At 64.0% G+C, this 20,235-nt stretch carries 21 protein-coding genes; 14 read left to right on the top strand and 7 right to left on the bottom strand.

Going from position 1 to position 20,235, the window contains the following annotated elements:
* Positions 1–148: 148 nt before the first annotated feature.
* The 5 genes from C7C56_RS11370 to C7C56_RS11350 all read right to left on the bottom strand — a co-directional run bounded on the left by C7C56_RS11370 (position 149) and on the right by C7C56_RS11350 (position 4,317).
* Positions 149–700 (bottom strand): LOG family protein, encoded by a 552-nt coding sequence (locus C7C56_RS11370; protein ID WP_106757518.1) that lies wholly within the window; start codon positions 698–700, stop codon positions 149–151.
* Positions 700–1,476, bottom strand: coding sequence for a tetratricopeptide repeat protein (locus C7C56_RS11365; protein WP_106757517.1), 777 nt, complete (start codon positions 1,474–1,476; stop codon positions 700–702). Before C7C56_RS11365 ends, C7C56_RS11370 begins: the two co-directional genes overlap by 1 nt.
* Positions 1,477–1,528: 52 nt before the next feature.
* A complete protein-coding gene (locus tag C7C56_RS11360) occupies positions 1,529–2,194 on the bottom strand; it encodes a TetR/AcrR family transcriptional regulator (protein WP_106757516.1) in 666 nt (221 codons plus the stop codon).
* A 126-nt stretch (positions 2,195–2,320) separates the two neighbouring features.
* Entirely contained in the window at positions 2,321–3,541 is a 1,221-nt protein-coding gene (locus C7C56_RS11355) for a patatin-like phospholipase family protein (protein ID WP_106757515.1), read from the bottom strand.
* A gap of 149 nt (positions 3,542–3,690) precedes the next feature.
* Complete coding sequence (locus tag C7C56_RS11350; protein WP_106757514.1) at positions 3,691–4,317, bottom strand: phasin family protein; 627 nt, start codon at positions 4,315–4,317, stop codon at positions 3,691–3,693.
* Between the two features lie 217 nt (positions 4,318–4,534).
* Between C7C56_RS11350 and C7C56_RS11345 the strand changes: the two genes are divergently transcribed.
* From C7C56_RS11345 to C7C56_RS11280, 13 genes are all read left to right on the top strand, one after another.
* Complete coding sequence (locus C7C56_RS11345) at positions 4,535–6,523, top strand: SDR family oxidoreductase (protein ID WP_106757513.1); 1,989 nt, start codon at positions 4,535–4,537, stop codon at positions 6,521–6,523.
* A 508-nt stretch (positions 6,524–7,031) separates the two neighbouring features.
* Positions 7,032–7,466: a DUF2141 domain-containing protein gene (locus tag C7C56_RS11335; protein WP_106757511.1), complete on the top strand. Its 435-nt coding sequence runs from the start codon at positions 7,032–7,034 to the stop codon at positions 7,464–7,466.
* Positions 7,467–7,479: 13 nt separating this feature from the next.
* The gene (locus tag C7C56_RS11330) at positions 7,480–8,982 is read left to right on the top strand and encodes a carotenoid oxygenase family protein (RefSeq protein WP_106757510.1); all 1,503 of its coding nucleotides are present in this window, start codon (positions 7,480–7,482) and stop codon (positions 8,980–8,982) included.
* Positions 8,983–8,999: 17 nt separating this feature from the next.
* Positions 9,000–10,163 (top strand): sensor histidine kinase, encoded by a 1,164-nt coding sequence (locus tag C7C56_RS11325; protein ID WP_106757509.1) that lies wholly within the window; start codon positions 9,000–9,002, stop codon positions 10,161–10,163.
* 20 nt (positions 10,164–10,183) lie between these two features.
* The gene (locus C7C56_RS11320) at positions 10,184–10,957 is read left to right on the top strand and encodes a LytR/AlgR family response regulator transcription factor (RefSeq protein ID WP_229458718.1); all 774 of its coding nucleotides are present in this window, start codon (positions 10,184–10,186) and stop codon (positions 10,955–10,957) included.
* Between the two features lie 404 nt (positions 10,958–11,361).
* Positions 11,362–12,039: a DUF1444 domain-containing protein gene (locus C7C56_RS11315; protein ID WP_146204431.1), complete on the top strand. Its 678-nt coding sequence runs from the start codon at positions 11,362–11,364 to the stop codon at positions 12,037–12,039.
* Between the two features lie 749 nt (positions 12,040–12,788).
* Positions 12,789–14,321 carry a sensor histidine kinase gene (locus C7C56_RS11310; protein WP_106757506.1) on the top strand — a complete coding sequence of 511 codons (1,533 nt, stop codon included), beginning with the start codon at positions 12,789–12,791 and terminating at the stop codon, positions 14,319–14,321.
* A complete protein-coding gene (locus tag C7C56_RS11305; RefSeq protein WP_106757505.1) occupies positions 14,318–15,061 on the top strand; it encodes a LytR/AlgR family response regulator transcription factor in 744 nt (247 codons plus the stop codon). The genes C7C56_RS11310 and C7C56_RS11305 overlap by 4 nt, the downstream gene beginning before the upstream one ends.
* Positions 15,062–15,203: 142 nt before the next feature.
* Positions 15,204–15,650, top strand: a complete 447-nt coding sequence (locus C7C56_RS11300; protein ID WP_146204430.1) for a hypothetical protein — start codon at positions 15,204–15,206, stop codon at positions 15,648–15,650.
* A gap of 99 nt (positions 15,651–15,749) precedes the next feature.
* Entirely contained in the window at positions 15,750–16,154 is a 405-nt protein-coding gene (gene fosX, locus C7C56_RS11295; RefSeq protein ID WP_106757503.1) for a FosX/FosE/FosI family fosfomycin resistance hydrolase, read from the top strand.
* A gap of 115 nt (positions 16,155–16,269) precedes the next feature.
* On the top strand, positions 16,270–16,653 hold the full coding sequence (locus C7C56_RS11290) for a hypothetical protein (RefSeq protein WP_106757502.1): 384 nt from the start codon (positions 16,270–16,272) through the stop codon (positions 16,651–16,653).
* Positions 16,654–16,729: 76 nt separating this feature from the next.
* Positions 16,730–17,224, top strand: coding sequence for a TspO/MBR family protein (locus C7C56_RS11285; protein WP_106757501.1), 495 nt, complete (start codon positions 16,730–16,732; stop codon positions 17,222–17,224).
* Positions 17,225–17,293: 69 nt separating this feature from the next.
* On the top strand, positions 17,294–17,755 hold the full coding sequence (locus C7C56_RS11280) for a DUF4440 domain-containing protein (protein WP_106757500.1): 462 nt from the start codon (positions 17,294–17,296) through the stop codon (positions 17,753–17,755).
* Between the two features lie 68 nt (positions 17,756–17,823).
* Here the strand turns inward: C7C56_RS11280 and C7C56_RS29805 are convergent, their stop codons facing one another.
* Together C7C56_RS29805 and C7C56_RS30695 are read right to left on the bottom strand one after the other, a co-directional pair.
* Entirely contained in the window at positions 17,824–18,390 is a 567-nt protein-coding gene (locus tag C7C56_RS29805) for a response regulator (protein WP_370660201.1), read from the bottom strand.
* A complete protein-coding gene (locus C7C56_RS30695) occupies positions 18,294–19,799 on the bottom strand; it encodes a sensor histidine kinase (protein WP_106757498.1) in 1,506 nt (501 codons plus the stop codon). The genes C7C56_RS29805 and C7C56_RS30695 overlap by 97 nt, the downstream gene beginning before the upstream one ends.
* A 125-nt stretch (positions 19,800–19,924) precedes the next feature.
* Here C7C56_RS30695 and C7C56_RS28785 point away from each other — a divergent pair, with 125 nt between their 5' ends.
* Entirely contained in the window at positions 19,925–20,155 is a 231-nt protein-coding gene (locus tag C7C56_RS28785) for a hypothetical protein (protein ID WP_181373128.1), read from the top strand.
* The last annotated feature ends 80 nt before the right edge of the window (positions 20,156–20,235 follow it).

The raw sequence follows: 20,235 nt of genomic DNA, 5'->3' as shown, positions 1-20,235 counted from the left end.
CCAACGTCATCCCCGCGAAGGCGGGGCCCCATACTGAGCGTGCATCGACGCGAGCAGCAATGTGTCGACGAGCGCCACGGTCACAGGCGCGCCAGATGAACTGCGGACCACACGCACGCGGCGCTGTCGACGCCTTACAAAACATGCGTCAGAGCGCAGGCGCGCCGCCCTGCAAGCGCCGCAGCAGCGCCTCTGCATCGGACTCGACCATCATCAGCGCCGCGTGCTGCGCACGCACGAAGCCCTCGCCCCGCATGTGCTCCATGAGCGCGACCAGGCCGTCGTAATAGCCGTTCACATTGAGCACCCCGACCGGCTTGGCGTGGATGCCGAGCTGCGACCAGGTCAGCATCTCGAACAGCTCCTCAAGCGTGCCCATGCCGCCCGGCATGGCGATGAAGCCGTCGGACAGCTCGGCCATCATGGCCTTGCGCTCGTGCATGTCCTTGACCACGAACATGCGCGTCAGGCCCGTGTGCCCGACCTCGCGCTCGAGCAGCGCGCGCGGGATCACCCCGCTCGCCTCGCCGCCCAGGCGCAGCACCTCGTCGGCGATGACGCCCATCAAGCCGACATTGCCGCCGCCGTACACCAGCCCGATGTTGTGCCCGACCAGCGCGCGCGCCATCGCGCGCGCGGCCTCGGCGTACAGCGGCGAATCGCCGTGCGAGGCGCCGCAGTAGACCGCGATCGCCTTCATCAGTCGTCTTCCAGCTCTTCTTTCGCGGCCTCGACGTCGAGCCGCTCCATGGCGTCCTGCGGTTCGACCGCGGCGGCCAGCTGGTAGAGCTTGACCGCGTCCGCCATCTTCTTGTTGCCGTCGAGCGTGACGAGCGCGTTGGCGTATTCGATGCGCCCGATCGCCGTGTCGGCGTTCAGTTCGATCGCCTTCTTGAAGTTCTTGTACGCCTCCTCTTTTTTGACGCCATAGGTCAGGCCGCCGATCATGGCGCCGACGCTGCCGATGATCTCGGCGTGGAAGGCGCCGAGCGCGATGTGGGCGTCGGAATGGGCCGGCGCCAGCGCGATCGTTTGGTCGAGGCTCGCGCGCACCTTGGGCGCGATGCCCTGCGCCAGCGCCTTGACCACCGAGATGCCCTGGGCGTAGCGGCCCAGCGCGTACGCGTGCCAGTAGAAGCCGGCCGGATTGCCCGGCTGCTCGGCCTGCTGGCGCTCGCAGCGCTCGACCACCTCTTCGAACATCGCCAGTTTTTTCTTCTCGTTCTTTTCGAGATAGTTGGCGTAGATGCAGGTGGCCTTGTGCGCCACCGCGTAGCCGTCGAGGCCGGCGGCCAGGCCAAGCTTGGCTGCCTCCTCGAACTGCCCCGCGTGGAAGGCGATCCAGGCGTCGACCAGCGCCGCCTTTTTGGGGAACGGCTCGGCGTCGCCCACGTGCAGGCGCGGCCAGGCTTTCTTGACGCTGGCGGCGGTGTAGACGTACCCGTCTTCGGGGTACGGAAATTTGGTCCAGGCCATCGGGTTCTCCTTACTTTAGTTGTCTTACTTGAGTTGTCTTACTTAAGTTGTCTTACTTGAGTTGTTTTAGGTATTCTTCGGACAGTTTTTCGAACAGCAGGCGGGTGTCGCCGCGCAGGTAGGGGCCGACCAGCGAGAGCACCTGGTAGCAGCCGCGCGCGAGCGCGTCGGCCATGGCCTGCTGCTCGGTGTATTTGCGCGGATTGCGCACGTATTCGTAAGACAGCCAATAGGTGGCCACGACCACCATGTTGGTGGCCATGGCGTTGATCTCGGCCTCGGACGCCTCGAGCGAGCGTTCGGAGCGCAGGTCCTCGCACAGCTGCCTGGCGACCTTGATCTTGTGCGCGAGGATCAGCTTGAAGTGCAGCTCGAGCTTGCGATTGCGCGAGAGCAGGTCGTTGAGGTCGCGGTAGAAAAAGCGGTAGCGCCAAATCAGCTCGAACATCAGGTGCAAATACAGCCAGACGTCCTCGATGTTGGAGCGGCGCCCGTCGGGCACCTGCAGGATGCGCTCGATCTCGGCCTCGAACTGGACGAAGATCGAGTTGACGATGTCGTCCTTGTTGCGGAAGTGGTAGTACAGGTTGCCGGGGGAGATATTCATCTCCTCGGCGATCACGGTGGTCGTGATGTTGGGTTCGCCGAATTCATTGAACAGCCGAAGCGACAATTCGAGGATGCGTTCGCGGGTACGGCGTGGAGCTTTTTGGAGCATAAAGAGCGGCCTCTGTTTTTTTCTGCATCGAGCATTTCAGCGCCAAGCATAACACCTAGCGATTGACGCATCAACAACGGCCCCGCGGCGCCTTGCGCGCGCCGCCGGAGGCCGCCGCCGCGCGCTTCACTCCTTGGACCAGTGCGCCACTTTGAGGCAGTGTTCGAGGTCGTCGAGCGCGTGCGTCAGGCGCGCCAGCGCGCCGCGCGGCACCTCCTCGTGCACCAGCGTCAGGCTGGTGTCGCGCAGCACCGACAACTTGAGCTTGAGGCCGTGGCGCGCCAGCTTCGGCCCCAGTTCGGCCCTGCGCTCGAGCAGCATCAGGCGCGTGTTCTGGTAGGCGCGCTCGCACATGCGGCGCCGGTTCGAGTAGCTGAAGATGTTGGTGAAGAACAGCTCGGCGTCGTCCTGGTTCGGCTGGAACAGCAAGATGTCGGCGTCCGGGTGGCGCCGCGCGTAGCTGGCCATGCCGGTCTCGAGGCGCGAGTGCAGGATCGCGCGCAGCGTCTGCGACAGCACGTCGAGCAGGCCGCCGCCGGCCAGCTTGCCGGCGTCGTGGTGGAACTTGGCGTTGTAGGCCACGATCGGGTTCACGCAGAACAGCAGCTTGGCGCCGTGCTCGAGCGCGATCGAGGCGTGCATGGTCTTGCGCACGGCGCCGTCGACGAAGTGGTGGCCCTTGATCTCGACCGGCGGGAACAGTCCCGGCACCGCGGCGCTGGCCTGCACCGCGAGCGAAACCGGAATGGCGTCCCAGGGCGCCTCGCCGAAGCGCACCGCCTCGCCCGTGTCGAGATCGGTGGCCACGATCACCAACTTGCGGCGCAGCTTGCGGAAGTCGTTGCTGCGCCCGGGCAGCGCGAAGGTCGCCTTGAGGTAGTTGTGGATGCCCTCGCCCGAGATGATCCCGGCCGGCAGCGCCTCCTTGAAGCGCTCGAACGACGAGATCAGGCTGCGCCGCGTGCGCGCGTAGTGGAACAGCGACTCGACGAACAGGCCGGGCACGAGCGCGAGGCGCTTGCGGAACTCGGCGCCGGCCGGGCGCAGCAGGATCTCGGGCTTGAGCGCGCTGGTGCCCGGGGCCTGCTTGACGTCGCTCTCGATGAACATGCGGCACATCTGGCGCGGGGTGATGCCGTTGGCCAGCCCGGCGGCGACGATGCCGCCGGCGCTGATGCCGACGTAGATGTCGAGGCCGTTCAAGTCGAGCCCCTCGATCGATTCCTCGAGCGCGGCCAGGGCCCCGATCTCGTATACCGCCGCCAGCGGGCCGCCGCCGGCCAGCGCCAGGCCGATGCTGGGCCGGGGAGTCGGTGGGGCGGGTTTGGCGGGGGCGGCTTTCGTCATCGGAGTCGGATTCTATTCAGTATAAGTATTCAGTATAAAAAAGGGGCTTGTGCAGCGCACAAGCCCCAATCATGCGTCTGTCCGGCTCCCCCAGACCTGGCCTGCGAACAGGCCAGGGGTGAAGACTGGGGGAAACGGTAGGCCGGCTGTTACGCGGCGCTGGTGTCGGCTGCCGGTGCTGCAGGGGCGGCGGCGACTTTTTTGACTGCCGGCTTGCGCACAACGGCTTTTTTCACGGCTGGCTTGGCTGCGGCCGGCTTGGCGGCGGCGACCTTCTTGGCTGGCGCTTTGACGGCGGCTGCCTTCTTAGGCGCTGCCTTTGCGGCCGCTTTTGGCGCAGCCTTGGCTGCCTTGGCGACCGGCTCTTTTTTGCCGGTCATCTGGGACACGGCCTTGCTCAGTTGCTCGACGCGGCGGGTCAGCGCCTGGATGTCTTTTTGGGTCGGCACGCCGATCGTGCCCAGGGCGCGAGCGACGCGGTCTTCGAACACTTGCTCGAGCTTGTCCCACGAACCCGAGGCTTGCTTGCTCACGCCGTCGGCGACCTTGTTGACCGTGTCGGTCACTTCCGAGACTTTGTCCTCGGCCATCATGCGGGTGCGCTTTTGCAGGTCGGTGCCTTCTTTGACCAGCTTGTTGAACACGCGGCCGCCTTCTTCCTGCGCCTTGGCGAAAGCGCCCAGGCCGGCCTGCCAGATCTGGGAAGCCGAGGTGCGAACAGCGCTAGCCAATTGTTTGTCTTCGTTTTTTGCCAGTGTCTTGAGTTTCTTAACCATATTTAGCTCCCAGTATCGTAAGTCGGAAATTGAATAAAACCTTTTTTGATGAGACCATTCTAGAGGGCAAAAGTAGAGATCGGGTTCTAATACGATAGAGACCTGCTTCTAAATAACACCGGGGCTTGAAGATCGTGCGTAAGACTTCTTGCAAACCGAGCACTTGTTCTGTAATTTGACGTATAGATTTGCACAACCAAAATAAAGGGAGATCAAGATGCAGTATTTTGTCACCGGAGCTACTGGGTTCATCGGCAAGCGGCTCGTCAAGAAGCTGTTGGCCCGCAAAGGCAGCGTGGTTTACTTCCTCATGCGCGAGGCCAGCCGCGACAAGCTGCCCGAGTTGCTCGAGTATTGGGGCGTGAGCAAGGCGCGCGCCATCCCCGTGTTCGGCGACCTGCGCCAGCCCAAGCTGGGCGTCTCCAAGGACGACATCAAAAAGCTTAGCAAGACGATCGACCATTTCTTCCACCTGGCCGCGATCTACGACATGATGGCCGACGCCGACGAGCAAATGGCCGTCAACGTCGAAGGCACGCGCAACACGGTCGAACTGGCCAACGCCATCGGCGCCGGCTGCCTGCACCATGTGAGCTCGATCGCCGCCGCCGGCATGTTCGAGGGGATCTTCCGCGAAGACATGTTCGACGAGGCCGAGGGGCTCGACCACCCCTACTTCGCCACCAAGCACGAGTCCGAAAAAATCGTGCGCGTCGAAACCCGCGGCGCCTGGCGCGTGTACCGCCCCGGCCTCGTGGTGGGCGACTCCAAGACCGGCGAGATGGACAAGATCGACGGCCCTTACTATTTCTTCAAGCTGATCCAGCGCATCCGCCAGTTGCTGCCGCCATGGATGCCGACCATCGGCCTCGAGGGCGGGCGCATCAACATCGTGCCGGTCGACTACGTGGTCAACGCGATGGACCACATCGCGCACCTTCCAAAGCTCGACGGCCAAGCCTTCCACCTGACCGACCCGGACCCGATGCGGGTCGGCGAGGTGCTCAATGTGTTCTGCCGCGCCGCCCACGCGCCGACCATGAGCATCCGCATCAACGCCGCCCTGCTCGGCTTCATTCCAAAGTCGGTCAAGAAGGGCATCATGTCGCTCACGCCGGTGCGCCGGGTGCGCGACGCGCTCATGAAGGACCTGGGCCTGCCACCCGACCTGATGACGTTCGTGAACTACCCGACCCGCTTCGACAGCCGCGAGGCGACCGCCGCGCTCAAGGGCAGCGGCATCAGTTGCCCGCCGCTCGAAAAATACGCGGCCCCGATCTGGGATTACTGGGAGCGCAACCTCGACCCCGACCTGTTCATCGACCGCACCCTGCGCGGCACGGTGGCCGGCAAGGTCGTCCTGATCACGGGCGGCTCGTCCGGCATCGGCCTGGCCGCGGCCCACAAGTTCGCCGAGGCGGGCGCGATCACGATCATTTGCGGGCGCGACGAGGACAAGCTGCTCGAAGCCAAAAAGGAGATCCAGGCCAAGGGCTTCGACTGCATCACCTACCCGGCCGACATCGCCGACATGGCCGACTGCGACCGCTTCGTGCAGCTGCTGCTGGCCAACCACGGGGTGGTCGACGTATTGGTCAACAACGCGGGCCGCTCGATCCGGCGCGCGATCGAGGCCAGCTACGACCGCTTCCACGACTTCGAGCGCACCATGCAGCTGAACTACTTCGGCTGCCTGCGCCTGACCATGGGCCTGCTGCCGTCGATGATCGCGCAAAAGCGCGGCCAGATCATCAACATCTCGTCGATCGGCGTGCTGACCAACGCGCCGCGCTTCTCGGCGTATGTGGCCTCGAAGGCCGCGCTCGAGGCTTGGACCCGCTGCGCATCGTCGGAACTGTCCGACGTGGGCATCAAGTTCACGACCATCAACATGCCGCTGGTGCGCACCCCGATGATCGCCCCGACCAAGATCTACCAGAACGTGCCGACGCTGGCGCCGGAGGAGGCGGCCGACATGATCGCCGAGGCGGTGGTCTACAAGCCGGTGCGCATCGCCACCCGCGTGGGCGTGTTCGGCCAAGTCCTGCACGCGCTGATGCCGCGCGTGGCCCAGATCGTGCTCAACACCACGTTCCGCATGTTCCCCGACTCCGACGCGGCCAAGGGCGGCGACGGCAAGAAGGCGCCGCAGATGAGCTCGGAGCAGATCGCGATGCAGCAGTTGCTGCGCGGGGTGCATTTCTGATGCCGGTTTGGCCGAACCGTCATCCTTCCTCGTCGATAAAATAAGCAACGTCGTTCAAAATAACAACGTCATTCCCGCGAAAGCGGGGACCCATTATGAGCGTGCAGTTATGCGCCTTCCAAAATTTGGACCGATACAGTTCCCAGTCCTGAAGGCTTGAACTCCGCGTATTGGCAAGCTCAGCATGGGTCCCCGCTTTCGCGGGGATGACGTTGTGTCTTTTATTGCCGAGGATCGGTAGCGCGATTTCCGCTGCGGGCAACATCAGTTTTCGCACCGGTGGGAGGTCAGGGATATTATTCCAGACAGCAGTGCGCGGATGCGAGGACCCGCCGAGAGGGGGCGGCGCGCTTTTCCGGCGCCGCCCTTTTGCATTTCGCGCCTCCAGGATGCAACTGGCGCCGTGCGCGCGCGCAGTCGTCGCAAACTCAATCGGGCCGCGCCAAGCGGCATTAAAGTTCACTCCGTCGCACCGCACACGTGGTGCATTTAACCCCCGGAGACCCACATGAACCACAGCATCCACAACATTATCCGCACCATCTTCTGCAGCGCCGCCCTCGCCACCTGCGGCCTCGCCTCGGCCGCCGACCTGACCATCCACGTCGACGACGTCAAGAGCGCCGCCGGCAACCTGATGGTGGCGGTCTACAATGCCGAGGGCACCTTCCTCAAGGCCGCCCCGGCCGGCGTCGGCGGCGCCCCCGCCGCCGTCGGCAGCAACGTGGTCGTGATCAAGAACCTGCCCGCCGGCGAGTACGCGTTCGCGGTCTACCACGACGCCAACGGCAACGGCAAAATGGACAAGAACATGATCGGCATCCCGACCGAGGACTACGGCTTTTCCAACAACGCGATGGGCAAGATGGGCCCGCCGAGCTACGACGCGGCCAAGTTCGCGCTGGCCGAGGCCGGCGGCACCGTGCGCGTTTCGCTCAAATAAGGGAGGGCCTACCATGGACCGCCGCCACTTCCTCGCCAGCAGCAGCATCGGCCTCGGCGCCCTCGGGCTCGCCCCTGGCGCCGCTCTGGCCGACGCCGCCACCCGCGCCAGCTTCCACGCGGCACTCAAACGCGACTCGCGGCTGGCGGTCTACGCCGACACCCAGGGCGAACTGGCCGGCGCGGCGACGGTCCGCGGCCGCCTCCCAGCCGACCTCGACGGCGTGTTCTTCCGCAACGGCCCGGGCCGCTTCGAGCTCGGCGGCGAGCGCTACCACCACTGGTTCGACGGCGACGGCATGGCCCAGCGCTGGCAGATCGGCGGCGGCAAGGTGAGCCACTGCGGCAGCTTCGTGCGCACCCAAAAATTCACCGAAGAGTCGAAGGCGGGCCGCTTCCTGTACTCGACCTACGGCACCAAGATCGACCGCAGCCCGATGAAGTCGAACGACACGCTCAACGCGGCCAACACCAACCTGCTGCCGTTCAACGGCCGCCTGTACGCACTGTGGGAAGGCGGCTCGGCCACCGAGCTAGACCCGGCCACGCTGGCCACGATCGGCCTCAAGACCTGGCGCGACGACCTCAAGTCGATGCCGTTCTCGGCCCACCCCAAGCGTGACCCCGACGGCAGCCTGTGGAATTTCGGCGCCCTGCCCGGCACCGACACGCTGGCGCTGTACCACATCGGCGCCGCCGGCGCGGTGCTGGCGGCCGGCATGGTCAACATCGCCGACCTGACGATGGTGCACGACTTCGCCGTCAGCGCCAAGCACCTGATATTCCTGGTGCCGCCGTACACGTTCCGCAACGACGCCTCCAAGAGCTTCCTCGACCAGCACGTGTGGGTCGGCAGCGGCGCCGGCGCGCGCCCGATGCGGGTGGTGGTGGTGGACAAGGCGACGCTGACGCTGCGCCGGGTGTTCGAACTGCCCCCGCGCATGGTTTTCCACTTCGGTAACGCCTTCGACGATGGCGCCACGACCCGCTTCGACGCAGTGCTGCACGAGGGCGACGTGCTCGGCGAACTGGGCGGCATCATGCGCGGCGAGCGCGCCCCGGTTCCAGGACGCAGCAGCGCGACCCAGATCACGCTCGACTACGCGGCCGGCACGGCGCGCGAGGCGCGCCTGTTCGGCGCGAGCGAATTCCCGGGCGTGATGCCGCAGGTGGCGACGCGGCGCCACCGGCGTCTCGCACTGCTTAGCGCCGGCGGCGCCGGCGGCAACGGCGGGCGCATCCTCAACACCGTCAACCTGGTCGACACCGACAGCGGCAAGGCCGACAGCTACCGTTTCGACGCCGGCTGGCAGGTCGAGGAGCACGTGCTGGTGCCGCGCCGCAACGCGCGCTCGGAGACCGACGGCTACCTCGTCGGCGTGGCGCAAGACAGCGGCCGCCTGCAGACGGTGCTGACGGTGTTCGACGCGGCCCACGTCAAGGACGGCCCGGTGGCGCTGGCGCGGCTGCCCTACCGCGCGCCGCACTGTTTTCATGGTAACTTCCTGCCAAGCTGATTCAGACTGGAACCACCATGGACAACAGCGCGCCGCAGGCGCCCTCCTCGCATCCGCTCGACCTGATCCCGCTGTTCCGGCGCTGGCCGGCCTCGCCGGCGCGCGACCTGCTCTACACGGGCTTGTGGAACTGCCTGATCGCGCTGTTCCTGGCCGCCGCCAACGCGTTTTTCGCGCGCCGCGGCGCGCCGTTTTCGGCCTACCTGCTGCCGATGCTCCTGATCTCGAACATCGTCGGCTACCTGATCCACGCCAGCCTGCTCGCGCTCAACGCCCTGCTCGGCGGCTGGCCCGGGCGCGCGCGCGGCGCGCCGCGGGTGCTCTACCAGGTGGGCGTGGTGGGCCTGTGCGTGGTGGCCGGCATCGCCATCGGCAGCGCGCTGCTCAAAGGCGTGAGCCCGCTCGCGTATCTGCGCGCGGGGACCCATTTCGCGCCCCTGTTCGGCTTCGCGCTGTTCGCCGCCGCCTTCATGTTCCTGGTGTTCCTGGCCGGCGAGCGGCGCATCTCGGGCGAAATTCTGGCGGCGCGCCAGAGCGAGCAGATCGCCGCCGCCGCCCAGTTGCTGGCCGAGGCGCGCCTGCGCGCGCTGCAGGCGCAGATCGAACCGCACTTCTTGTACAACACGCTGGCCAACGTGGTCAGCCTGATCGACAGCCGGCCCAAAGAGGCGCGCCACATGCTCGAGCGCTTCATCGACTACCTGCGCGCCAGCCTGGCGGCGAGCCGCGCCGACCGCTCCACGGTGGGGGCCGAACTGACGCTGGCCGGCGCCTACCTCGACGTGCTCGCGGTGCGCATGGGCGCGCGCCTGCGCTACCGGATCGAGGCCGGCCCCGGCTGCCGCGAGCTGGCGATCGCGCCGATGCTGCTGCAGCCGATCATCGAGAACGCGGTCGCGCACGGGCTCGAGCCCAAGATCGAGGGCGGCGAGATCGTCGTGCGCGCGCACCTGCGGGGCGCGCTGTTGTGCATCGAGGTGAGCGACACGGGTGTCGGCCTTGGCAACGCGCCTTCCAAACCGGGGGGCGGGGTCGGCCTGGGCAACCTGCGGGCTCGGCTGCGCAGCTTGTATGGCGGCGCCGCTCAGGTACAATTGCTCGAAAATGAACCCGGCGGCGTCACCGTGCGCGTGCTGCTGCCCTTACAGGAATCGCCGCCATCGACCATCCACGCGCCCTGATCGCCGACGACGAGCCGCACCTGCTCGACTACCTCGCGTCCCAGCTGGCCATCGCCTGGCCGGAGCTGCGCATCGTGGCCAGGGCAACCAACGGCGTCGAGGCGCTGCGCCTGATCGACGACGAGGCGCCCGACGTGGTGTTCCTCGACATACAAATGCCGGGCCTGAACGGGATCGACCTCGCGGCGCGCCTGGCCGCCGACGCGCATGCGCCGCGCATCGTGTTCGTCACCGCGCACGAGCGCTACGCGGTCGACGCGTTCGAGCGCGAGGCGGTCGATTATCTGCTCAAGCCAGTCACGCTCGAACGGCTGGCGCGCACCGTCAACAAGCTCAAAACCGCGCTGGCGGGCAGGCGGGCGGCCCCGCCGGCGGCGGCGCTGCAAGCCCTGCTGGCGCAACTGCCCGGGCTGGGGCTGGGGCTGGGGCTGGGGCTGGGGCCAGCGGTCGCGCCCGCGCCGCGCGCCGCGCAGCTGCAATGGATCCGCGCCGCGCAGGGCCAGGAGACGCGCCTGATCGCGATCGAAGAGGTGGTTTATTTCCAGAGCAACGACAAGTACACGAGCGTGTTCCTGCAGGAGGGCGAATGCCTGATCCGCACGCCGCTGAGCAAACTGCGCGAGCAGCTCGACGAGGCGCAATTCTGGCAGATCCACCGCGGCGTGATCGTCGCCGCCAGCCATGTCGCGGGCACCCGCACCGATCTGCGCGGGCGCCTCATGGTCAAGCTCAAGGGGCGCAGCGAACAGCTGGTGGTCAGCCGCAACTACATGGACCAGTTCAAGCAGATGTAGGGCGCCGGTTGGGTTGCATGGGACAAAAATATTTCCTGCTGGCCGATGCGGACCTCGGGCAAACCGGTCTGCGGCAGAGACCACACGGATGGCGTCCCTGAAAAAATTTCCCACCCAATCGATGAGCTTCGCAAGCTCGGTGGTCGACAAGCGCCCTCTATTTTTGATGTGTTAAAGTCGCACGGTTGCTTAATTTTTAATTAACAATCCTTCCAATTGACTTCCCGGATTTGAACGACCAAGGTTTCTGCGAGCATCGGGTTAAGCATGTGCGCGAGCAACTACCATTCGCGTAAAGCGGGCTGCGCCGGAAGCGCGCCGTTCATTGCGCAATCCGGGAACGGCGCAGTTCATGGTTCGGATTTTCGGGCGGCGGTCCGATCACGTCAACGTTGAGGCACTACATGAAACGCCTGTTCATTCTACTAGCTTCCCTTTTTTGTTTTTCTTGCGCACAAGCAATGACACCATCGCAGTTAACTGTGGCGTATGCAAAGGCGTTAAGGCTGGCCAGTCCATCAACCAAAACAACGGTGAAAACAGATCTTGAGCTCCAGCTCACCAACGCCGAAGGGGAAGCCTCAACCGCGTTTTTGGACAACGCATACAAAGAGTATCTTCACGACCCCAAAGCCATTGAAGATGTAATTCAACGCTACACCGTTTCTTACCTGGCGATAACAAAAGATGAAGTAAGAATCGATCGAGCGCGCATCGTTCCAATCATCAAAGATCGACAGTGGCTAAGTGAAATCACCCAGTCGCTGCGGGATCGCGGCGCAAAGGAACCATTGGAGAACGCCTTCGAGGAATTTAACGAGCGGCTCGTCATCGTGTACGCCGAGGACAGCCCGACGAACATACGTTACCTGACCTGGAAGCATCTGGAAGAAATCGGCGTTTCTCGAACGCAGGTAAGGGCACTCGCGGTTAGCAATCTCAAGAAGATTCTCCCGAAAATTGAGATCCACAAAGGGCCTGTTTTATCCATGGTCACCGCCGGCGGAGACTTTGAAGCGTGCCTATTGCTTGTCAACGAACTTTGGACGGTACATTTCAAGTTGACAGAGACATCGTTGTAGCGATTCCGGCGCGCGATCTTCTCCTGGCTACCGGGTCCAAAAGTCGCGAAGGCATTGCCAACCTCCGCGAGCTGGCCACCAAATCCTTGCAAAAAGCCACTTACGGCCTCACCGACACCTTGTTCGCTTATCGAAACGGAAAATTCGAAAAATTGGGGAATACGCGATGACTGCCGAGTGTCGAAGGATGCCTTTACAAAAATTGAGCTTTGTGCCGCGAAACTTGCACGTACAGTTCTTGGGGGCCGGGCGCGGTAGCCGCGTCCGGGCTACCCGACCGTCGGACCACATGACCACTCACATCGCAGATCTCGCCCGTGCATATGGGGCCCTTTTCCCAGGAGGCCGGGCGCTTGCCCCTTCCCGCCCACCGAAAGGAGCATTCAACGTATCAACGAGGGGCTGTCGATCCGGCTTCCAGACTCTCTCGTATGGTTCGCCGCCAACACGAGCGCGTGCCAACATTGGCTCGCCAGTCTCGGCGAAGACTTTGATTCTGCGCACCACATCCTGCATCTGGCCGCCCGTGCCCGCAAGATTCGGCGCCGCGTGGTCGGCGGACGCGGCCGCTGGGAGTTTGTAAAGCCAGCAGCATTTATTCCGATCAATCATGGCTGCGATGCCGACTACGACTGCCTCGATGCAGGCAGCTTCGATCTATCGACTGGCGAGTACGCGATTCAGTATTGGTCTCCCCCCAGACTTCTTGGAGAGCACCGCTACATTTCCTTCCCGCAGTACATGGAGGCATGCATCAGATCGTGGGCGGAGGAAGCGCCCGCTCCCGTCAAGGACGCAGTCTTGTCGTGCTTGGCGCCCTGGCGGCCCATTGCTTTGAACGCTTGATGGGCAAGCGCGGCTGCGCCGCGCACCGCCACGTCGCGTCGTCCTTCGCACACCGCTTTCCCTGTTCGTCGCGTCAATCCGGCACCGAAACCGCGCCAGCCGGGATTCGTCGCAGCCTGCCTCCCGCCGTGGGGAACAAGCTTTATCGTGCAGCCATCGATATCAATGGCAGATGCCAGCCGATGTGGCCAAGCGCACGCGATCGGTGGTGCCTGATGCGAACCGGAGGCGGCTTCGAGGTATGCATTGCCTGCGGCAAACTGAACAACTACACTGGAAACATCATGAAATATCTAAAAAACAGCTGGGCGGGATTGAAGCATGCGCGCGATCTGATCAATGAAGGTGGCGACATGTCACCCAAGACCGGGGTGTGGATGTCGCGCCTGTCGCGCGGCGCCATCATCGCGCAGTTCACGATGGTGCTGGGCGTCGTACTGCTGCTCGTCGCCGTGTGGTTCACGAAGGATCAAACTGACGACACCTGGGCCTTAAACGCGGCTGTCACGTGCGGGGTGGTCGTCTTTTTCGTGAGCTGGCTATTGGCGATGGCAATCGACAAACATTCCGAGCGGGCGCCAACGACAGCGGAATTCCTGAAATGGGCGGGACTGACGGTCTTGTTGGGTTTGCCCGCCGGGCATCTGATACTCTTTTTGGCCGCAAGAATTCAAACACTCGCGGCGATGCCCTCGTTTTTGTGGTTCCTTCCGGAGCTAATGGTCGGCGTCCTGGTCGCGTTGAGCTATTTGCGCTTCGCGTATGTGCACCAGTGGCATGAACGCTTGAGCAGCGAAGCGCTCAAACGCCACTCCGCCGAGCAAGGCCAGGCGCTGGCGGAAGCCCGGCTCACCTTGCTGCAGGCACAAATTGAACCGCATTTTTTGTTCAACACCTTGGCCAGCGTCCAGCATCTGGTGCGCAAGGATCCCGAGAACGCCGATTTCCTGTTGACGCAATTGATCAGCTATTTGCGCCAGGCCATCCCGGATGTGCGTGGCACCGGCTCGGTCCTGGGGCGCGAATTTGGCTTGGTCAAAACCTACTTGAACATCGTGCGCGTGCGCATGGGCGGCCGGCTTGAGGTGGACGTGCAATTCGATCCGGCACTGGCGGAGGTGCCGTTTCCCACCTTGATCATCCATACCCTGGTTGAAAACGCCATCAAACATGGCGTCGAACTCAAGCCCGGACCGGTCGGCATCGCGGTGCGGGCCGCGCGCGTGGCGCATGGCGGGCAGGCGCGCATCGACATCACGGTGCGGGACAACGGGCCCGGCTTCGGCGCCGGCGATACGGTCGGCACCGGCGTGGGCCTGGTCAATATCCGCGATCGCCTGGCCGTGGCATACCAAGGCCGCGCGCGGCTCGATATTGCCGACGCGCCCGGCGGGGGCGTGTGTGCCACCGTCAGCATTCCTGAAAGTTCCATATGACCTTGACCGCCGTCATCGCTGACGATGAACCATTCGCCCTTGCCGGACTGGCCGACGCGCTGGCGCTGGTCTGGCCCGAGCTGCGGGTGGTGGCGAGCGCCTGCGACGGCCCGTCGGCGTTCCAGGCGATTCGCACCCATCGGCCCCCCCTCGCCTTCCTGGACATCCGCATGCCTGGCATGAGTGGCTTGCAGGTGGCCGAGGCGGTCGGCGAGCAGACCCTGGTGGTGATCGTGTCGGCCTACGACCACTATGCGGTGTCGGCGTTCGAGAAGGGTGTGGTGGACTATGTGCTCAAACCGGTCGAGCTGCCGCGCCTGGTGACCGTGGTGCGCCGCCTGCAGGAGCGCCTGGCGCAGCTGGGCACCGCGCAAGCGAGACCAGACCCGCCGCCGGTCGAGGTGCCGAAGGCGGCGCCGCCGCTGCAGTGGATCAAGGCCTCGGTCGGCGCACAGGTGCGCCTGATCCACGTCGACGAGGTGCATTACTTTGAATCGGACGCCAAGTACACCCGCGTCGTCACGGCCGATGGCGAGGCACTGATTCGGATGCCGTTGAAACAACTGACAGGGCAGCTCGATCCACAGTGGTTCTGGCAGGTGCATCGCAGCTCGGTGGTGAACCTGAGGCAGGTCGTGAGCGTGGTGCGGATCGATGAAAACATGGAAGTGATACTGAAAGACCGGTCTGAACGGATCAAGGTGTCGTTGCAGTATCAGGCCTTGTTCAGACAGATGTGAGGCCGGGTTGCCGGCAGCATTAGTTCGGTGGATCGCGAACACGTTGCCGGCCAGACCATCCAATCAAAAAAACAACGGCGATGTTTTCGATAGATGGTAAAGTGGCAACCCCACAAATGACCGCACTCAAGGAAAAATCGATATGACTTGTAAGAAGCTGGCAGCCTTTTCCCTTGTTTTCGTTTTGGCAACAGGGTGCGCAACCGCGCCTATGCCTGCCACATCATCCTGGATCGACCCAGGACAGGCCGTTCTCGGCGCGGCGGCCGCACCGCAAAGCGGCGTCACGGGTGTATTTGCGCTGACCGTTAAGGCCACCGGTCACACGAAAAAAGTTTACTTGAACTCCGAGCTTGATTACCGCAATTCCCGAAACCTATCTGTCGCGTTAACGCCAGGGGCTGCCGCTGAGCTGGAATCCTTACTTAAGTCGCCACCTGAGGTCGCACTGAAAGGCAAGCGCATCCTTGTGGCCGGCACGGCTCGCCGGGTGCGGATCGACTTCATCGTCGACGACAAGCAGACCGGGAAGTACTACTACCAGACGCATGTCCTCGTCACCGATGCGTCGCAAATCCGGATCCTCTGATTGAGGGCTGACATTCGGCGTTAGTCAACCGGCTAGGCATCCTCATGGACACTGTCAGGATGCCGCTTCGCGGCCGGCTCAACTCAGGTGGCGGACCAAATGGGTATTGAGGCGATCAGTCACATCACATTCGTCGTGCGAGATCTTGATCGCATGACGTCGTTCCTGTGCGAGGGCCTCGGGGCGCGGGAGGTGTACGACAGTGGCACAAGGACATTCTCCCTTTCCAAAGAAAAATTCTTCCTGCTTGGCGATATTTGGATAGCTGCGATGGAAGGCGAGCCACCGACAGAGCGCACGTATGGCCATCTGGCTTTCAGGATCACAGAGGCGGAACTTGCTCCGTTTGAGGCAAGACTGGGGTCGCTTGGCGTGGAGATCAGATCCGCTCGCAAAAGGGTCGAGGGAGAAGGCCACTCCCTATACTTCTACGATTTCGACAACCACCTTTTTGAGCTACACACAGGTACGCTGCATGAAAGGCTGCGGCGATACGAGGGCTGAATAAGGTCTTTCGCCTGGTCCTATTCAATCAAATGGAAACATGCCAAACTGCGTCTTTCATGTTCATTATCTTGGGGGCTGGTGCCCTGGAGCAGCCCTTGCAGATTTTTATCCAATGAGCACCGTCGTGGCGGCAATCGTTTTTTCGGTCCTGGTTTTGTTTGTCTCGCTTTTTCAGTTGGCATTGGCTGTTGGCATGCCATGGGGTCGCTTGGCTTTTGGAGGCCGCCATCCCGGCACGCTGCCGGCTCGCATGCGGATTGCGAGTGTTCTCTCCGGGCTCCTTCTACTTGCCTTTGGACTGATCGTCTGCGCACGCGCCAGCCTGGTGCTTCCCGAGTTTGCGCAGTTGTCCGCGGCCGCCGTTTGGGCGGTCGTTGGCTATAGCGCGATAGGCGTTGTCGCCAATATGGCTACGCCAAGCAAATGGGAACGCATCATCTGGACGCCGATCGCTGTCCTGATGTTGATCACCAGTTCTGCTGTTGCCCTGAGCTAGGCAGCAGCTGATTTGCGGGGGCAAGACTGCGCCATCCCCTTACTTTAAACATTAGTCCCAACGAGAATCCCACACCATGTCGCAACGATCAACTCTCTCGCAAACACTTGGCCTTGTAGCTTGCCTGGCCGTCGTGTTCGTCGCGGCAGCGATAGGGGCGGCAGCTTCCATCGATGCCGGCACTTTCTATGCGCAACTGAATCGGCCCGCGTGGGCACCACCGGCGTCCGCCTTTGGCCCCGTTTGGTCCGTCCTCTATCTGCTTATGGGAATTTCGGCCTGGCTGGTGTGGCGCGAGAGCGGCGCCAGACATCTGGCGGCTGCCCTGATGCTCTTTATTGCCCAGCTATTCGCAAACGCACTATGGTCCTGGCTGTTCTTCGCTTGGCACAACGGCGCATTCGCGTTTGTAGAGGTGCTGGTTCTGCTGGCGCTCATCGCCGCCACGATCGCGGTGTTCTGGCGGATCAGTCGTTTAGCCGCCGTTCTCATGCTCCCGTATCTCGCCTGGGTCTGCGTCGCAACCGCGCTCACTTGGTCCGTATGGCAAAGCAACCCGACGCTCTTGTAGTAGGCGGCCCTCCCCTCGTCGAAACGTTGTGCATCAAGCTTTTCCACCCACGCCAAAAGGAACACGCAAATGAAGTTTCTGGGTATTTTTGTGGTTGCCGCAACGCTGGCCGGGTGTGCCGGCACCCAAGGCGTGCGCACGGAGTCCTGCAAGGCCACGACCGAACAGGAGATCACCTCGCTTTTCGATGGCTGGAATCAGTCTCTGCAAACCGGTGATCCACGCAAGGTGGCCGCGCGATACGCGGAGCGATCCATACTCTTGCCCACGGTTTCGAACAAGCCGCGTCTGACGCAGGCCGAGAAGGTCGATTACTTCGCGCATTTCTTGGAGAACCGCCCCTCCGGCGCGATCGACTTGCGCACCGTCGAACTCGGTTGCAACACCGCCGTCGACGCTGGTCTTTACACGTTCACGTTTGCCAAGACAGGGGCAAAGGTCAGCGGACGCTACACCTACACCTATCGGTGGAACGGTTCGGCGTGGCTCATCACGAGCCATCATTCCTCGGCAATGCCAGAGAAGAGTTAACACCAGGAAGCATAAGCATCATTTCAGCTGGCGACAGCGCCGGCCACTGAACTCCCGCCGAACTCCCCTCAGGCAGTAGTGAGGCTGGCCGCGGCCGACGGCGCGATATTGGCAAGCAGCCCGACCAACTGGTCCGGATTGGCCGGCTTGATGAAATAGTGGTCGAACCCGGCCGCAAGCGTCGACTCCCTGTCATATTTTTGGCCGTATCCCGTCACCGCGATCAGGGTCGCCTGCGCCGCCCCCGGCGACGATCTGAGCGCGCGCGCGAGCGTGTTGCCGTCCATGCCGGGCAGCCCTATGTCGAGCAGGTACACATCCATCGGGGCGCTGTCGGCGCCGCGCAGCACGGCGACCGGATCGTGTTCGACCGACACCGCGTGGCCATCCGCCTCCAGCAACAGACAAAGCATGCGCGCGGCGTCGACGTTGTCGTCGACCACCTGGATGCGCAAGGCGCGCTTGCCGGCGGCCTGCGCCTGGGATGCATGGCTTGCCAGAGCGGCGCCGTCCGGGGCGGCCAGCTGCAGCGGCAGGATCACGGTGAAGGTCGAACCGAGGTCCGGGCCGTCGCTGCGCGCCCTGACCCGCCCGCCGTGCAGATTGACCAGGCTTTTGACGAGCGACAGGCCCACGCCAAGGCCGCCCTGCGCCCGGTCCGACGAGCGTTCGCCTTGCGTGAACAACTCAAGACATGCGGCACCAGCTCGGGCGCCATGCCGACGCCGTTGTCGCCGACGCTGATCGACACTTCGGCGCCGCAAACGTCGAGCGCGATTCCGATGTCGCCGCCCGGCGGCGTGAACTTGGCCGAATTCTGAATCAGGTTGGTCAGCACCTGCACCAGCCGCGTGCGGTCGGCCAGCACCATGAGGGGCAGTTCGACGCCGGTGGTGTCGAACCGGTGGCGCCGCAATTGCATCAAGGGGCGCGCCTGCTCGGTCGATTCAGCCACCACCTCGCGCAGGTCGAGCAGCTCCCGGTGCAGGCTGACCAGCCCCGCGTTGAAACGCGAGACGTCGAGCATGTCGTTGATCAGGCTGGTCATGTGCTCGACCTGGCGCCCGATCACTTCGCTGCTCCGGCGCACGCGCGCCTCGTCGTTGCCGCGCATTTTGAGCAGCTGCGCGGCGGCGCTGATCGGCGCCAGCGGGTTGCGCAACTCATGGGCCAGCATCGCCAAAAACTCGTCCTTGCGGCGGTCCGCCCGGCGCAGCGCCTCCTCCGCCTGTTTGCGCTCCGTGACGTCGAGCGCCACGCCGCGGATCGCGCACGCCCTGCCGTCGCCGTCGGCGATCACGGTACCGTGCACCTGCAGCCAGAGCGTGTCGCCGTTGTCGGGGCGCACCAGCCGGACCACCTCCTGGTAGCTGCCCAGCCGCGCCAGCGCCAGCGCGCGCTTTTCCTCCAGAAGCGCCAGGCCCTCGGGCACGACGCGCTCCCAGACCGACTCGGCCTCGTGCCATTGGCCGCCGAACAAGATGCCGGCGTTGTCCGAGAACGTGGTGCGACCGCCGGACAGCTCCCAATCCCAAATCACCATCCTGGCGGCCAGCATGCCCTCCTTCAAACGCTGTTCGCTGGCCTCCAGCGCCGCTTTGGCGAAGTGCCGCTCGGTGGCGTCGAATCCCTCGACGAAGATCTCCGTGGCCTTGCCGTCGGCGCCGACGATCGGCTGGTGGATGAAGTCCAGATAGCTGGTCGTCGGGGGACCCTGCGCGCTGCGCTGGATCGACACCGGGACGTTGTCGGCGACATAGGGTTGGGCGCTGCGGAACACCTGGTCGAGCAGCGCCAGGAAACCCTGCTCGGCTATCTCGGGCAGGGCGTCGCGCAGCTTTTTGCCCAACAGCTCGCGCGCGCCCACCAGCCGCCCGTAGGCGGTGTTGGCGAACTTGAACACGTGCTCCGGCCCGCCCAGGATGCACATGAATCCGGGGGCCTGGCTGAACATCGATTTGAGCCGCGCGCTCTCGGCGCGCTGCTGTTCGTGCTGCAGGCGCTGCGCGGCGAGCCGCGCCTCGAGCGCGCGCGCGCGCTCCATCGCGTTGCGGATGCGGTCCGCGCCCCCCCTCGGTCAGCGCCAGGTGGTGGGCCGACCATTCGAACGGCGCCGAGCGCATGATCGACATCGCCGCCACCAGTTGGCCCGCCTCGAGGAGCGGCACGATGATGACGGCGCGCCCGTCCATGCTGTTGAACGCCTCGAGCGAGAGCGCGGTGCGCGCGTCGCGCGTGACGTCGGCGATGCAGACCACGCGGCCGGCCGACAGATCGTCGATCAGCGCCGGGCCGAACGCCGCCATCGCCCCTTGCGCCCCGGCCACGCAAGGCAGGCCCGGGCTGCGCCACGCGTGGCGGATGGTGAACGCGCCGGCGGCGGCGTCGATCTCGGTGTAGTTTATGCGCGACGCCACCAGGCGCCGGCTCAGGGTCTGGAACGCGACCTCGGCGATCTCGTGCGAGTCGGTCAGGCCGCG

Origin of the sequence: Massilia glaciei (assembly GCF_003011895.2) — a bacterium.
Lineage (GTDB): Bacteria > Pseudomonadota > Gammaproteobacteria > Burkholderiales > Burkholderiaceae_D > Telluria_A > Telluria_A glaciei.
This window is presented reverse-complemented; position numbering and strand designations above follow the sequence as displayed.

Coding starts and splice junctions, on each gene's coding strand:
- C7C56_RS11370 (WP_106757518.1), bottom strand. CDS start 700: ATGAAGGCGATCGCGGTCTACTGCGGCGCCTCGCACGGCGATTCGCCG.
- C7C56_RS11365 (WP_106757517.1), bottom strand. CDS start 1,476: ATGGCCTGGACCAAATTTCCGTACCCCGAAGACGGGTACGTCTACACC.
- C7C56_RS11360 (WP_106757516.1), bottom strand. CDS start 2,194: ATGCTCCAAAAAGCTCCACGCCGTACCCGCGAACGCATCCTCGAATTG.
- C7C56_RS11355 (WP_106757515.1), bottom strand. CDS start 3,541: ATGACGAAAGCCGCCCCCGCCAAACCCGCCCCACCGACTCCCCGGCCC.
- C7C56_RS11350 (WP_106757514.1), bottom strand. CDS start 4,317: ATGGTTAAGAAACTCAAGACACTGGCAAAAAACGAAGACAAACAATTG.
- C7C56_RS11345 (WP_106757513.1), top strand. CDS start 4,535: ATGCAGTATTTTGTCACCGGAGCTACTGGGTTCATCGGCAAGCGGCTC.
- C7C56_RS11335 (WP_106757511.1), top strand. CDS start 7,032: ATGAACCACAGCATCCACAACATTATCCGCACCATCTTCTGCAGCGCC.
- C7C56_RS11330 (WP_106757510.1), top strand. CDS start 7,480: ATGGACCGCCGCCACTTCCTCGCCAGCAGCAGCATCGGCCTCGGCGCC.
- C7C56_RS11325 (WP_106757509.1), top strand. CDS start 9,000: ATGGACAACAGCGCGCCGCAGGCGCCCTCCTCGCATCCGCTCGACCTG.
- C7C56_RS11315 (WP_146204431.1), top strand. CDS start 11,362: ATGAAACGCCTGTTCATTCTACTAGCTTCCCTTTTTTGTTTTTCTTGC.
- C7C56_RS11310 (WP_106757506.1), top strand. CDS start 12,789: ATGCATCAGATCGTGGGCGGAGGAAGCGCCCGCTCCCGTCAAGGACGC.
- C7C56_RS11305 (WP_106757505.1), top strand. CDS start 14,318: ATGACCTTGACCGCCGTCATCGCTGACGATGAACCATTCGCCCTTGCC.
- C7C56_RS11300 (WP_146204430.1), top strand. CDS start 15,204: ATGACTTGTAAGAAGCTGGCAGCCTTTTCCCTTGTTTTCGTTTTGGCA.
- fosX (WP_106757503.1), top strand. CDS start 15,750: ATGGGTATTGAGGCGATCAGTCACATCACATTCGTCGTGCGAGATCTT.
- C7C56_RS11290 (WP_106757502.1), top strand. CDS start 16,270: ATGAGCACCGTCGTGGCGGCAATCGTTTTTTCGGTCCTGGTTTTGTTT.
- C7C56_RS11285 (WP_106757501.1), top strand. CDS start 16,730: ATGTCGCAACGATCAACTCTCTCGCAAACACTTGGCCTTGTAGCTTGC.
- C7C56_RS11280 (WP_106757500.1), top strand. CDS start 17,294: ATGAAGTTTCTGGGTATTTTTGTGGTTGCCGCAACGCTGGCCGGGTGT.
- C7C56_RS30695 (WP_106757498.1), bottom strand. CDS start 19,799: ATGGAGCGCGCGCGCGCGCTCGAGGCGCGGCTCGCCGCGCAGCGCCTG.
- C7C56_RS28785 (WP_181373128.1), top strand. CDS start 19,925: ATGATGACGGCGCGCCCGTCCATGCTGTTGAACGCCTCGAGCGAGAGC.